Genomic DNA, 13,546 nt, shown 5'->3' on the forward strand with positions numbered 1-13,546 from the left:
ATTCAGGTTTGAATTTTTATGATCATTTAATCATTTGAAGTAAAGTAACTTATATTTTCTGGTCGACTTTCGGAGTCTGTGGCCCGGCGTTTGAACCAATCGGCCGGCCGGGAGGGACGGGCGGGTTATTTCCGTTTTCTGTCCGGATTGCGGGGCGTGCGCGGTTTGTTGTTGTCGCCCGCGGCTGTCTGCGAGCCGGACTTGCGCTGACCGAGCCGGGAGGCCAGGCCGCGATGGAGGGCGAGGAGGGCGCCTCCGAGGACGGTGCCCTCGAGGCCCATGCCGGAGCGCAACAGGTCGAAGCGGCGGCCGGGGACCGGGATGAGGTTCCGGTCAACCGTGTCGCGCACGATGCCGAAGCGGTCGCGGGTGAAGCGTTCGTCGTTGGTGCTGAGGATGAGGCAGCTCACGTCGAGCAGGTTGACGATGCCGGCGAGGCCCTCGGCCCAGGCGCGATAAAAGGCGTCGAGAGAGGCTTCGTCGGAGAGAGGGTCCGCTGCGCCGGCCTGGCCGGAGGCGAGAGTGAAGCAGGCCGAGAGGAGGTTGCGGTCGACTTCGCCGGCGGCGGAGTTGCTGCCATGGAAGATTTTTTCGCCAATGACGAGGGCGAGACCGAAGACCCGGGGCTGGCCAGGATCGTTCCTGAGCAGGAAGTAGATGAAGGAATCGCGGTCGCGGGCGGCTCCGATGTGGTGCTCGGCGTAAGCGCCGCAGGCGACATTGCGTTCCACCCAGACAGGGTGGCCGAGTTTTTCCGCGATTGTCTGGCGCAGCGGAAAGCGGGTGACGCCCAGGGAGCGGGACATGAGAATGGTGCCGCTGGCGGAATCGACGACACCGGGGACGCTGATGCCGGCCCCGGCAAACTGCTCCATGGCGAGGCCGGAGCGGTCGGCCAGCTCCGCGAGGCGGGCTGGCAGGAGGGCAGCCAGTTCGTCCACGGACATCCCGGGAGGGAGGGTTTCCTGGGTGAGCACGTGCCCGGCTGCATTGGCGAGGGTGAGGCGGTGGCCGAGCGGCTCCAGGCCGACGCCGAGGCTCCAGGCGGCGTCCGCCACGAGCTCCAGTTCGGTCTCCTTGGGGCCGACGCGCTCGGCCTCGATGGGGGCGCCCTCGCGCACGAGGCCGGATTCCTTGAGGTCGCGCACGATGTTGGAGACGGTGGAAGCCTGGAGCCGGGTGGCACGGGTGATCTGCCGCTGCGAGAGGCACTGGCGGCGGGCGATCAGGCCGAGCACGCGCAGGCGGTTGCGCTCGGCTCCGGCTTTCTGGGTGAAGGCTCCTTCGCCGCTTTCAGCCAGCGGCCATGCTTTCTCGAAAAATTCCATTGCCGGAATCTATCGAAAAAAAGACGCGAAAAACAACGGGGAAATCATGGACGGGCGCGAAATCTGCTTGATGTGATCTCGAAAATTCAAAATATTTCGACACATGAAACATTCAAAATGTCTTCTGTTACCCTTGGTAATTATGGCGGGAGTTTCTCCCTTCTTTGGTCGGGCACAGGTCGTCGTGATTGATAATTTCGACGAATACAACAATGCGACCTACATTCAGGCGCAGAACACCGCCTGGAGCCGGTCCGGGGCTGCCACCGCGGATGGCATCTACAGCATCGCCGGCGGACAGACCGGTCGCGGGGCCAGTTATTCCGCCAACTGGGGTGGAGGCAATCTGGGGCGGGTGCGTTACACGTTTGCTTCGGCGCAGTCGTACGAATCCGGCACGGTTTTCACGGTGGACCTTGCGGTGACGGTTTCCTCCGGGGGGACGGCTCCGGCGGCCGATACGCTGGTGTCGGCGCAGATTGCCAACGGCGATCCGAATGATGCAGCCACCTCGATCTGGGTGACGGCCGGGCAGGCGCTGACTTCCGGCAGCTATACGACCTTCTCGTTCCTGTTTGACGGGGCGACGACCTCCTCCGTGCAGGGGACGGCTTCGCTGGCGGATGTCCTCAGCAGTGTGACGAGTATCACGCTCCAGTTTGCCAACAATTCAGGGGCGGGCCGGCAGACGATCACCTTCGACAACCTTGCGGTCACGCCTGGCAGCGGGCCGACCATCCCCGAGGCTTCGACGACGGCGTTGCTGCTGGCCGGTATCGCAGGTACGATGACGGCGTGCCGCATGGGCGGGCGTTTCCGGCGCAAGACCTGCTGAAGCTTATCCCGATCGATCAGAACAAAGACAAAGGATTCATGAAAACTACCAACATCCATCGCGGCGGCGATTCACGCGCGTTCACGCTGATCGAGCTTCTCACGGTCATCGCGATCATCGGTATCCTGGCGGCCATCATCCTCCCGACGGTGGGCGCGGTGCGAAAGGCGGCCCGCGAGGTCAAGTCGGTCTCGAATCTCAGGCAGATCGCGCTGGCGATGAACACCTATGCCGATGACAACAAGGACAAATTCCCTCCAGGCTACTATTACAAGCAGGGCGAAGGTGAGCTGTACTGGACATCGGAACTGGTCTCATACATCGGCCTGCCCAAAAAAGTTCTTTCTGCGCGGGAGAGTCTCTATGTGTCTCCGCTGGCCTTGCTGCCTGTCAATGACAGCTCAGAGGGGAGTGCCACCATGCCTTTTACCTATTCGGCGCACGGTCTGCTTTGTGCGGATACATCCGGCGGTGATACCCGGCTGCCCCGTTCGCAGGTGGCAAGACCCTCGCAGGTAATACTCGTCGGGGAAGCCGCACAGCGGACGAATACGTGGGCGTTCGCGACATTTTCGGAGCCGGCCGAATTCAAAAACAGGGATAGCACGAAAGAACTTACCGAGCTTATCCCGACCGATTCCGATGTAGATGAACAGAACCGGCGCGGCCTTCGCTACCGAGGTCGCAGCGGTGCCCCGGTGGCGATGGTGGACGGTCACGCGGTTGTGCTGAAAAAGGGTACAGTGACTTACGGCAATCTGGTCGCCGACCGGTAAGACGCGACAATTGACCCGCTTCCCCCGGTAACGGCGTAAGGTAAGATATGGTTCGCGAGGCAGGTGGTACAGGAGATCACCTGCCTCGTTTGTTTTCCGGGCTTATGATTCCGGAACAGCCTGCGTCCAGCCGGGGATGTGATGAAAATCGGGCCGGGCGAGGCGCGAGGATTCGTTGCACGACAGGACCGGCCTGGCGGCGCCCGGCTGGTAGTCGTAGCGGCTGATCAGAAAACGGAGGCCGGACGGAATGCCGGCGGGGTCCGGGAAAAGAGGGCGCAGATCGAAGCGTGCGTAGACCTGCCATGCGTCGCGTCCGCGGGAGATCTCCGTGCGGCTTTCGAAAAGGCTGTCGGCGATCATGAACGAATCGAGGGTTGCCCGCTTTTCCCGGATATCGCGGAGGGCGGCGGTCGCCGGGAAACGCAACTGGAGCCGCCGGTTTTCCGGGGTGATGTGAAATTCATAGTAGGCGCTGGAGCCGGTTCCGGTGTCACTCGCCTCGGCCTTGAGAAACAGTTCGAGCACGTCGCCGAGTTCCCAGGTGCGCTCGTTCGGGACGGTAGCGCGGTTGGCCGGTTCACGGTCGGCGAGTTCGGCGTGGATGAGAAGAGTGGACTCGTGAAGGCCGAGCCACACGCATCCGGGAGCGAACGCGGTTTCGGGCTGATCCCGCCAGGGCTGCCCGAGCCTCTGGACCAGGCCGGACGCGAGCGCCTGGCGGATGTCGCCCCAGCCGGAGCCGGAAGGCGGTTGCACACGAGGGATCTGGAGGATCGGTGAAGGCATGGTGATCGTGGAAAAATTGCAAGGCAGGGCGTTGGCCGGGCAGGGGAGAGGTTGCGCGGTTGTCCGTATAGCAAAATTCCGGCCTGGGAATTATCCTGCAAATCAATCGGTCCGCGGGCCGAGTGCCAGATCGAAAGGACGACGATAACGCTATCCGGACGGACTTCGTATGCGATGCGATAGGGAGGAAAAACCAATTCACGCAGCTTTTCCTGATTCCGTTCCGGAATGATCCGGCCCTTAAGGGGAAACGCTTCCAATGTTTCAACATGAACGATCAAACGGAGGCAGAAGCGTTCCGCCCGAATCGGGCTGGATTTGCCAATATAGGTGGCAATTCGCCGTAAATCCTCCAGCGCTCGTGGAGCCCATATTATTTTTGAAACCACGAGAGCATCCCGGCTTTCACCTCTGCGTGAGGGATTCCCTCTCCACGATCGATCTGGGCTTCAGCCTCAGCAATTGCAGCGAGGAAACGCAACCGTTCCTCCGCCTCTTCCCAGGAAACATTGTCCGGAAGGGACTGGAACGACTCCAGCAACTGCTCTTTCACACTCATGGGCGGAAAGCTAATCGCGATGCGTGGTCACGCAAGTCGCATTTCGGCGTCGCGCATTTCGGCGTCGCGACGAATTCCGCCATTTCTCGCGGACGCGAGCGCCTGACGGATGTCGCCCCAGCCGGAGCCGGAAGGCGGTTGCACGCGGAGGATCCGAAGGATCGGTGAAGGCATGACAGCAGTTCGGAAAGACGAAAGACAGACCGTGGACCGGGACAGAAGCAAGTTGGCAAGGGAGGACCCGGTCACGTAATCGTTCACTCTGGCGGGACCAGCTCCAGGCACGCCCATTCTTCGTAACGGTGAAAATTTGCACGGGAGAGTGCCGGATGGGAGGAAAGTTCCCTGTCAGACAGGTGGCGGCCGTAGTTGTAACGACCAACCAGAATTGTCCATGCGTTTTCGGCATCGAGTGGGACGCCTTGCGCGGCGAGTTCATCGAGAGGGATGGCTATTTCGGCCGTCCATCCCTGATCGTTGTCACGCCAGTTGTTGAGCGTGCCGTTAATTTGCGCCGCCACCCGCAGGCCGCTGCGATAGTTGAGTGGACCGGGCAGATTTTTGTAGCTGCGGCTGGGATAAAAAAACGCGGTTTTCAGGCCGTTGGGCGTGACATGAAATTCCCAATACCATGAGCGGGACGCCGGTTTGATGAACAACTCCAGCACATCGCCGGTTTGGTAATGGTGCTGCTGATCCTCCGTCGCCGTCTGCACCACGTCACGATCTGTGACCGTGAACGCTCCATAGAGGTAGCGATCATCCCACGACAACTGCACGCTCCCGGATTCTGCCGGGGAGTTAGCCGAACCGTCCGGCAGCAACAGAGGCCAGGATGGCGCCGACTGCCACACGGTCTCGTCGAGTTTCCCGTCAATGGTGACGGGAGTGTCTGTCCGCAGCGCACGGACAACGGGGGGGGCGTCAGAATGAGCAGGCATGGTTGATTGCAAGGATGCGCAGCCGGGAAAAGGCAGTATGCCAGCCAAGGCGACCGTTATGGACCGACTGTGGTTCATGGTGCGTTTTTCTCTTCTTTGATTTGCACACGCTCTGACGCGCGCACCGTGCCATCGTCGGCGGCATCGCGTTTTGTGTCCCGTAATTGTCGAGCCATGACGAAAAGATCGTGGAAACCGCCCCAGAGAAACCAGACCACGGTGATGAATCCGACCACAATCGTAATGCCCACCTTGAATCCCCACCACTTTTCCCAGATAGAATCAGGGATTGGCCAAAACCAATTGATTGTTGTGCCAATCAGAAATACGAAAACGAAGAACATCGCCCAACTGATTTTGAGCACATAGATCACCTTGTCGCCGCGTGTGAACTCTGCCCCCACGCCGAGTCGCTGCCACCACGTCCGGCGGATGGTAGGGACGACAGATGCGCTCGCCACCGGCGCAACCTGGTCAATGGAAGCTTGGACCACATGCTCGCCAGCCACCGCGTATTGGCCCCGGTGCAACAGCTTGTCCATGTCGGCCGGTGGAGTTTTCGACAACAGCGACGCCAGAACGTAAGCCGCCACCGCCGCCCCGGCCGCGCCGAAAGACATCTGCATGCCATTAAGTGGAAACATCTCGGGCAACGACGCCCACAACCAGTAGTCCGGTGCGGTCTCGCGCCAGCGTGGGAGCAGCGAGGGCCACACGACGTTGCGCAGCATAATTCCGGATACCGCAAGCACCGATCCCGTGATCATTGCCGCCCACGCACCGCCCGCCGTGCCGCGTTTCCAATACAGTCCGCCGATGATCACCGCCCCCGCTCCGCCCAGATAAATCGCCCCGGTAATCTGGAAATACATGTAGATGTAGTCGTGCAGCGGAAATACCAGGCTCCAGGTGAAAGCGAACGCGGCCACACTCAGGATCGACAACCGCAACACCCACATGTGCACGCGCGGAGTGAGCGGTTTCCTGCGCAATGGCAGCAGCACATCCTGGATAAAAATGCTTCCCCAGGAATGCAGGTAGGTGTTGTCCGTGGAGACCGCCGCAATGATGACAACGGCGGCGAAGATGCCCATCACGCCCACCGGCAGGATGTCACCCAGCGCCATCGGCACGAGCATCTGCTTTCTGATTTGCACATCACCAATCTGCGACAACTGCTCCTGCACCAACGCAGCGTTCTCCGAAAACTGCGGCAGATGCAGGTAGGCGAAGACAAAAATCGGCACCATGAGGATGACGAGTCCGGTGATCATGCCTCGAAACTCTCCCAGAATGCCGGCCATGCGCGCTTCGTGGGGGGTGCGCGCGGCAGCGTTGTAGCCCTGGGATCCCTGCCAGGCCCGGGTTCCATAAACCTGCAGCACGCCCATCATGAGAAAAAACCACACGTTAAAATCCGCCACATTCTGCTGTTTGAATGGATTGATGCGCGATTGCCCTTCCGGCGCGTGACGCAGCCCCTCCAATACATCACTCCACGACATGTGCCAGAACAGGATACCAAGAATCAGCAACATCGCGAGCGTCACGAACTGTCCCTGGATCATGTCGGTGATCATGATTGAAATCTGCCCGCCCAGCATGGTCATCGTTATGGCCACGGTCAGCAGGATGATCATGACCGGAGCGATGGTCGGAATCGACCAGCCGAGCCACTCCACATGCTGCGGCAATCCGGTAAAATAAACCAGAAACCGGGCGCTCACCGCCGGAAAGATGCCGTAGTTGAGAATCCCGGACAACCAGGCAAGAATGCCGGAAAAGATGCGAAAATTGTGGCTGTAGCGCATCTCGAAAAATTGCGCCATGGTGAGCGCACGCGTCTCGCGATAGCGGTAGATCACAAAACCGGAGAGTGCCAGAACCAGCCCGACGGGAACGACCATTTGCATCCACCAGTAGGCGGCAAAACCGGCCTGGTAATATTTTTCGAAATTGGCTGCGATACTGATCGCACCCAACCCGGTCAGACCCTGACCGATGGCCAGCAGGTAGCGCCCCGCCATGCGATTGGCAGCGAGAAAATCCGCCACACTGCTCGTCAGGCGAGATGCTCCCCAGCAAATCATGAGGAGGAAAACGATGATTCCGGCCGGGATCATCCAGTCGATCGCATGCATGTTCATGGAACTGCAGATGTCTGGATCAGACGTGTTCTTCCAGGATGGGGGAAACAGGATTCTGTTTCGTGGCTAAAACTGTTTTGAGCAACTTCTGTGAAGCGAAGATATGGTGCGTTATGTTCCAGACACCGCAACGGCCGATGACTGTGGGATCGTAATGCACATATTGGCGATTGGTCGGAACACCGGCAGGCGTCTCGCGGACGTCGGGTCTCGGACTTCCTCCCATCAGGGCGCCAGCCCATCCGGGTTCGCGGTCTTGCGGCAACTGGTGCAGCCACGACCCAAACCAGAGGTTTTTCGCGATGTCACGATAAACGGCCACGCCGGTTTTTTGCGCGAGCCAGAACAGACCGGGGGCCGAATCGGTCACGGGCTTTTCCGCTTCCATCTGGTCCGTGGGGTCAGTGACGTTGCCGACGCAATACGGGACAATATGACGGTAGTAAAAAACGCTGGCCAGATGATCGGCGATTTTGCGTCCGCATTCCAGCAACCTGCCATCGCTTGTGGCTGCATGGGCATGCTCGATCATGTCGAGTACATAGGCGGTGAAGTGGAGTTTGACGTAGGAGTGGAGCGGTTGTGCGGTGCGCGGATCGTAGCAGTGGAAGAGGGAGCCATCGGGGTTTTGCATGGAGAGGGTGGCGGCGAGCGCTTTTTCCCACGCGCGGCGATAGGCATCGTCCCCGGTAAGGCGCCACAGCACGGCAAAGGTGGCGGCAGCGCAGACGTAACGGCTGCCTACGCGTGCTTCGTGCATCCAGCCCGAATTCGGATCCCAGGCGGCGGACACCAGCCCGCTGTCAAGCTGGCGTGCGAGCAGGGTACGCCCGATGATGTCGCAAATGTCGAGATAACGGTTGTATCCAGTTTTTAGATACATACGGAGAAAATGGATTGGCATGCGCATGGCGTAGTGACCGGCATAGGTGCCGCCGTCCGTCCAATACCAAGGGATGCCGCGCGCTTCGGGATGAGCGGGGTCGTTGAGGAGGCCTTTAACGGGGTCATTCAGCAGCCCGTCCGCATAGGCGATGGCCTGGTCGAGATATTCGGAGGCATTGAAGATTTCGGCAAGGTCGAGCCATGCGGAAAGCAGTTCGGCGGTGTTGCTGTTGGGGTAAAACCAGGTGATGCGTCCGTCGTTATGGTAAAGCGCATCACGGCAGCATTTGTCGGGACGACCGGTCGCGGCGACAGCGGCGCGCAGCCATTGGGCGGCGCCTTGCAGCGACTGACGCACGATTTCCGGTTCAAGCAGAGTCGCGATTTTGTCAGCCGTGCCGAGGGCGTCGTAATGATGAGGGAGAGATCTGCTCATGTGTAATGAAAGACGGGTGACGTGCGCTGGGAGCGTGTTCGCGCTTGGGAAGGGGGGCTATTTCGTTTTTTTGAAGAGGTCGATCACCTCGCGCGTGCTCATGCGTTCAGCAGCAATACGCTGGACGTGACCGTCCAGAAACACGTAGTTGCCTCCTCCGTTGTGCCGTTTGGGATAGGGATATCGGGTTTCATGGTCGTAGTCGTAGATGTAACGGTCGAAGGCGTATTGGTCCGGCATGAAGTCGGGATCTTTGGAGTCGCCGGCGATGATGGTGCGTGAAGGGGTCTCAACCTGATCGAGGCGGATAGCATAGCCGAAGGACGTGGCTTTGGAGCCATCCCACCCGAAATTGCATGCGTTCCAACCGTAACCGACGTTCGCACGCATGAGAGGCGTGTAGGTTTTGGAGGGGCATTGCTGCCAGGGGAAGGGAAGGCCGGAACCGGTGTCGGTGGGCTCCGGGAAATTTGTCGCACGGTCCGCCGCCCATGCGGGATGGCCCATGTAGGGATTGAGAGCGTCGAACCAGAAAGTTTTTTGCCGGAAAAGCGGGCCAGTGTAGTTGACCGCCGGGACAGGGCTGTTGGGGAGGTTGGCGGCGGGCGGGAGCATGTTTTTGTTGTCCGTCGCATAAGTCAGTAGTGCGGTGCCGATACTTTTGAGATTGGCCATACAGCGCGCGGATTGCGCGGCGGAACGCACTTTCCCCACCGTGACCAGTGTGATCGCCGCGAGCACCCCGATGATGGCAATGACCGCGAGGAGTTCGATCAACGTGAAGCCGTCCCAACACTGCCCGCGCAGGCGATGTCCGGATGTCCGGCAACCGGGAATCTGGCGGGAAGAAGGGGATATCTCCGGTTTCATGAGACGATCGATAAACGTTTCCGGACGATAGCAAGGGCGGCGGCAAAGATTCCGAACAGAAGCGCCCATGTTGCAGGTTCGGGAACCGCAACCGCATGGACGTAGAGAACCAGGCCATTGGAGGTCGAGCCAGTGTAGGTTCCGTCGTCACCGAGCCAGCGGCGACCACCGGTAGTATTTGAGTTACCGCTACCGATTGTCGCGAAACCGATGGAGTTGGCTGTGCTGCCAGAAGATGTGAGTTCGGCAAAGGAATACACGACAGAATAATATTTGTCGGGACTGAGCGTGACCGGCGTCCCCAGATCGAAGGTGATGTAATTGCCTGTCACAAGCGTTTCGGGTAGTGTTCCGGTCTGGCGGGAAAGCAGCGTGGCACTTGCTGGAGAAGCAGCGGTGATGCTCGTTCCCTCGTAGAGACTGATGGTGAAATCCAGCCCTTCAACCGCGTCAGAAAAATTGTAAATTTTGAATGTCACCGCAGTCATCAGGAGATCGCCTGTCTCGCTTTCCGTAGAAAACCCTTGGCCGACAGTCCGTTCCAATATGGTGCTACTGACCCTCTTGTAGGCGGTAACATTGGAGGCGGTACCTCCAGATGGGATCTCCTGAAATTTATAAACATCCTCGGTTGGAGCAGTGGCGCTGAGGCTGACACTGACGGCAGCCTTGGCGGAGCTGGCGAGGGCACAGCCTGCCAAGGCAATCGAGAACAGGAAATGCAGTCGGATTTTTGTCTTCATGATATCGTGTATGTTTGGATTGGTGGTGGATGAGGAAAGGAATGGGGACCGATCATTGCCCATGTGCGAAGAAGGTCATCGCCTTGTTGTCCGCGACAAAAGCGGTTCCGTTGTAGATCCAGAGACGCCCGTCGAAATTTGCCCTGCCTTCCGAACGCTCGAACCCCAGCACTTTGGCACTGGCATCCTTGGATGTGGCCTCCTCAAAGCCGAAGAGCACGAGGTAGGCACCGGCAGGAGCCAGCTTCACACTACTGGAAAACGTGAATGTGAGATAGTATCCCTCTTCCAGAATGTCAGGCAGGAGACCCTCCTCGGAGTGAAGCAGATCTTTTTCAGGGTCGGGGGCCTTGTTGGGAGCCGTGAGTCGGTAGAGTTTGATGCTGAATTTTTTCCCTTCGACCGAGGAATCAAGATTCCAGATTTTCCAGGAAACGCCTGACAGCCGGACGGACTCCTCTTTCGTCGCAATGCCAAAGGACTGTCCGATATGGCGGAAGGGACCGGTGCCTCTCCAAAAAGCGGTTGTATTGCCCGCGCTACCGGGGAGCGCTTCATAACTCGCAATGACGGATTGAGTGGGTTTTGCGGTCGCCATTGTCACCTGCACGCTGGCCCGTAGCAACGCGCAGGGGGCGAAGAACAGGGCCAGGAGCAGGAGAGTGTTGTGTGAAGATTTCACCGAGAGACGGTCGAGGAGGTTGTCGTGGCAGTGGCGACGGCGGTTTTTCCCTGCTGGGCAGGAAGCGAATCGGGTGACAGTGCGATCAAGTCCGGTTGGCCTCCGGAAAACCTGACAAAGGCATCCTCGAAATGGCCCGTCTCCGGTTTCCTGATGCGGATTCGATGGATGCCAGGAGAGGAAGCGCCGCGGAGATCGGTCACCAACGGTTGGTTGCCGCTGACGCTTTTGGCCGAAGCGATTATCTGGCCGTCGCCGGAAAAGATCACCACGCCAACCTTCTCACCATCGCCCTGCCCCCCAACGATGACCTGACTGTTTTGCCCTTCGGGCAGGCTGAAGTAGAGCGAACCAGTGTAGCGGACGACGTCCAGGCTGGCGGTATCAGACGGCGGTTTCAGGTAAAAACCACGGGGAGCCTCACATCTCACCAAGTTGGGAGTGTATTCGACGATGAGAGCATAGTAGCCGGGGCTGGCGCCTTCGATGATCACCTGACTCCTGTCTCCCTGTAGCTGGCCCCGGTTGAGGATGCGGCCATCCGGCCCTTCGATTATGTAACGAGGCTGTTCCGAGAAGCCGAAGCGACGCATGGAGAGCGTGGCTTCGACACGATCATCGGCGGCGAGAGGAAAAACAAAGCAGGCGGCGTTGCGCATCCATGGACTGGATACAATCTTGTTTTCCATCGGGGAGGACGGGAGAGCCAGGGATGACGTGATGGCATCCGGGCGCCCGACCACCGGGCGCGCCAATGCAACCAGCTCTTCCCGAGACACAGGACGGGCTGCGGCATTTTGTTGCATGGCGGCGATGTCCCGATCGGAGAGATCCAGATAGCGAACGTAGAGTCCGCGCAGCGCCTGACGTTTCCGCAGCACAAGTGCTTTTGTCGGCAGCATTTTCATCGAGTCGATGCGGAATACCCAATCATAAATTTCGCGCAGCAAATCGGGTTTATCCTCTTCCCGTGCCCGATCCATTTTTCCAATCAACTCGACGTAGCGGACATAGGCGAGGAGTTCGGTGATGCGTCGCTGCACGTCCTCGCGCCCGCTGGAAGCATCAAGGGCTTCGAGTAGCGGACTGTAGAGTCGGGTGGGTTTCAGGTGGCGAAGCATGATGGAGTCCTCGCCATTGAGCAGGCTATAGAAACGAGCCATCGGCCCGGCCGCGGGACCAAAGCTTTTTTCCAAAAAATCGGCCACGATTGCCTCCGGGTCCTCGCCCGGGTTCCAAAGCAAACGGGTGGTTACGTAATAACCAAGGCCGTAGGCGCCCCACGCGCTTTGCGACTCGGTGGTGTAGAAACGAGCGCCATGATCGTGAAATTTGGGGATGGCTCGACCAAGATAATGAAGGTTTCCGCCGAGAGCGCGGCCAGGCAGGGCGAGATCCCATCCGGTGACGGAATGGTAGTCGCGGATACCCACAATCCGCACACCTTTCTCCTGCCAAGCTCTGATGGACTCATAAAGGTCTCGACCAGGTTTGAGAAAGCGCGTGGCAAAACTGACGATGATGTTGGGTTCGACAGCGATATCGGGTGGGTATTGGTGGTCGTAGTAGACATACATGCCGACGTATTTGCCCAACGGAGCAGCAACTTCGCGGGCGACAACGTTGGCCATCGTAACAGCCTGATTGGAGGGACCCCCGATTATCCTGGAGGCCTCACCGGTATTGTCCCAGCCGCTGAAATCACTGGGTTCCATGCTAACCGAATCGGCGGTGGGGTTGGCGGTGAAGAAATTTTGGGCATCGTTGACGAGGAGTTGCAGCAGAGCAGGGCTGGCGGCGTTGAATTTGAAATGTTGCGTGCTGGTCTGGTCAGGCCTCTTGCCGTCAACGGATGCGAAATAATCGGGTTTTTCTGCAAACTCCGCGGCGTTGCGCTTGTAAATGTCGCCATACGCGTGGCGCGTGTTCAGGGTGAAGCCGGCCCCGAGGCGGTTTAGCCAGCGCCACCGCTTGAACGCGTCTTCTTCTCCGGGGAGGTAATTTACCGTGAAAATATCCCGGAAATGATATGCGGGACGCTGCACTTCGTTGACGACCAGGCTCAAGGTCTCCGTCCGGGAGACAACCTCCCAGGATTTCCCGGCAAAAAACTGCCGATATCCCCAACGGTGAAGCAGGTCGGCGATGGCACGGTGGGTGCCGAGAGCCGTCGCTCCCATAAGTAACAAGCGATTTCCGGAAGAACGCATAAGATAATCCTCTCGCCCCAATGGATTGTCGGGGTCGAGGGAAACCTCCTTTGCCAGCGTGGGGAAATCCGCGGCCACGGCCAGGACAATGCCATGGGAAGCGCCATGTTCTGTCCTGGGTGTCTTTCCGGTGATTTCTCCAAGAATAACGGCGAGATCCGCGGCTACGTTTTGGTTATTTTCGTCGGATTGAAACCCGGAGGAAAGAGCGACCACGTTGCGTTCTTCACCCGCCAGTATAAATTCATTGCCTGCCGTGATGTCGGGGATTCCGACAAAAAATACCACAAGAACAGCGAGAATGATGGACTGCGTTGTGTGACGATAAAAGCGCATGAGAAGAAA

The 13,546-nt window shown here is 58.9% G+C and carries 13 protein-coding genes; 2 read left to right on the forward strand and 11 right to left on the reverse strand.

Translation table 11 applies throughout. The features are described 5' to 3' along the window. Positions 1 to 125 precede the first annotated feature (125 nt). Entirely contained in the window at positions 126 to 1,328 is a 1,203-nt protein-coding gene (locus OPIT5_23960) for an ROK family transcriptional regulator (protein ID AHF92790.1), read from the reverse strand. Between the two features lie 142 nt (positions 1,329 to 1,470). On the opposite strand from OPIT5_23960, the gene OPIT5_23965 reads away from it, so the two are divergent. After that, positions 1,471 to 2,163, forward strand: a complete 693-nt coding sequence (locus OPIT5_23965; GenBank protein AHF94722.1) for a hypothetical protein — start codon at positions 1,471 to 1,473, stop codon at positions 2,161 to 2,163. 38 nt (positions 2,164 to 2,201) lie between these two features. Beyond that, complete coding sequence (locus OPIT5_23970; protein AHF92791.1) at positions 2,202 to 2,939, forward strand: N-terminal cleavage protein; 738 nt, start codon at positions 2,202 to 2,204, stop codon at positions 2,937 to 2,939. 102 nt (positions 2,940 to 3,041) lie between these two features. Here the strand turns inward: OPIT5_23970 and OPIT5_23975 are convergent, their stop codons facing one another. The 10 genes from OPIT5_23975 to OPIT5_24020 all read right to left on the reverse strand — a co-directional run bounded on the left by OPIT5_23975 (position 3,042) and on the right by OPIT5_24020 (position 13,537). Then, on the reverse strand, positions 3,042 to 3,728 hold the full coding sequence (locus tag OPIT5_23975) for a hypothetical protein (GenBank protein ID AHF92792.1): 687 nt from the start codon (positions 3,726 to 3,728) through the stop codon (positions 3,042 to 3,044). Positions 3,729 to 4,101: 373 nt separating this feature from the next. Beyond that, the gene (locus OPIT5_23980; GenBank protein ID AHF92793.1) at positions 4,102 to 4,287 is read right to left on the reverse strand and encodes a hypothetical protein; all 186 of its coding nucleotides are present in this window, start codon (positions 4,285 to 4,287) and stop codon (positions 4,102 to 4,104) included. A 27-nt stretch (positions 4,288 to 4,314) separates the two neighbouring features. Beyond that, entirely contained in the window at positions 4,315 to 4,578 is a 264-nt protein-coding gene (locus OPIT5_23985; GenBank protein AHF92794.1) for a hypothetical protein, read from the reverse strand. Then, the gene (locus OPIT5_23990; GenBank protein AHF92795.1) at positions 4,545 to 5,228 is read right to left on the reverse strand and encodes a hypothetical protein; all 684 of its coding nucleotides are present in this window, start codon (positions 5,226 to 5,228) and stop codon (positions 4,545 to 4,547) included. The genes OPIT5_23985 and OPIT5_23990 overlap by 34 nt, the downstream gene beginning before the upstream one ends. A 74-nt stretch (positions 5,229 to 5,302) precedes the next feature. Continuing rightward, positions 5,303 to 7,375 (reverse strand): sodium:solute symporter, encoded by a 2,073-nt coding sequence (locus tag OPIT5_23995; GenBank protein AHF92796.1) that lies wholly within the window; start codon positions 7,373 to 7,375, stop codon positions 5,303 to 5,305. 19 nt (positions 7,376 to 7,394) lie between these two features. Continuing rightward, positions 7,395 to 8,696 carry a hypothetical protein gene (locus OPIT5_24000; protein ID AHF92797.1) on the reverse strand — a complete coding sequence of 434 codons (1,302 nt, stop codon included), beginning with the start codon at positions 8,694 to 8,696 and terminating at the stop codon, positions 7,395 to 7,397. Between the two features lie 57 nt (positions 8,697 to 8,753). Next, complete coding sequence (locus OPIT5_24005; protein AHF92798.1) at positions 8,754 to 9,566, reverse strand: N-terminal cleavage protein; 813 nt, start codon at positions 9,564 to 9,566, stop codon at positions 8,754 to 8,756. Then, complete coding sequence (locus OPIT5_24010; GenBank protein ID AHF92799.1) at positions 9,563 to 10,309, reverse strand: glycosyltransferase family 1; 747 nt, start codon at positions 10,307 to 10,309, stop codon at positions 9,563 to 9,565. The genes OPIT5_24005 and OPIT5_24010 overlap by 4 nt, the downstream gene beginning before the upstream one ends. Before the next feature lie 52 nt (positions 10,310 to 10,361). Continuing rightward, the gene (locus OPIT5_24015; protein AHF92800.1) at positions 10,362 to 10,991 is read right to left on the reverse strand and encodes a hypothetical protein; all 630 of its coding nucleotides are present in this window, start codon (positions 10,989 to 10,991) and stop codon (positions 10,362 to 10,364) included. Further along, on the reverse strand, positions 10,988 to 13,537 hold the full coding sequence (locus OPIT5_24020; GenBank protein ID AHF92801.1) for a hypothetical protein: 2,550 nt from the start codon (positions 13,535 to 13,537) through the stop codon (positions 10,988 to 10,990). Before OPIT5_24020 ends, OPIT5_24015 begins: the two co-directional genes overlap by 4 nt. Between the last annotated feature and the right edge of the window lie 9 nt (positions 13,538 to 13,546).

The sequence above is a fragment of the Opitutaceae bacterium TAV5 genome (genome assembly GCA_000242935.3).
Classification (GTDB): Bacteria; Verrucomicrobiota; Verrucomicrobiia; order Opitutales; family Opitutaceae; genus Geminisphaera.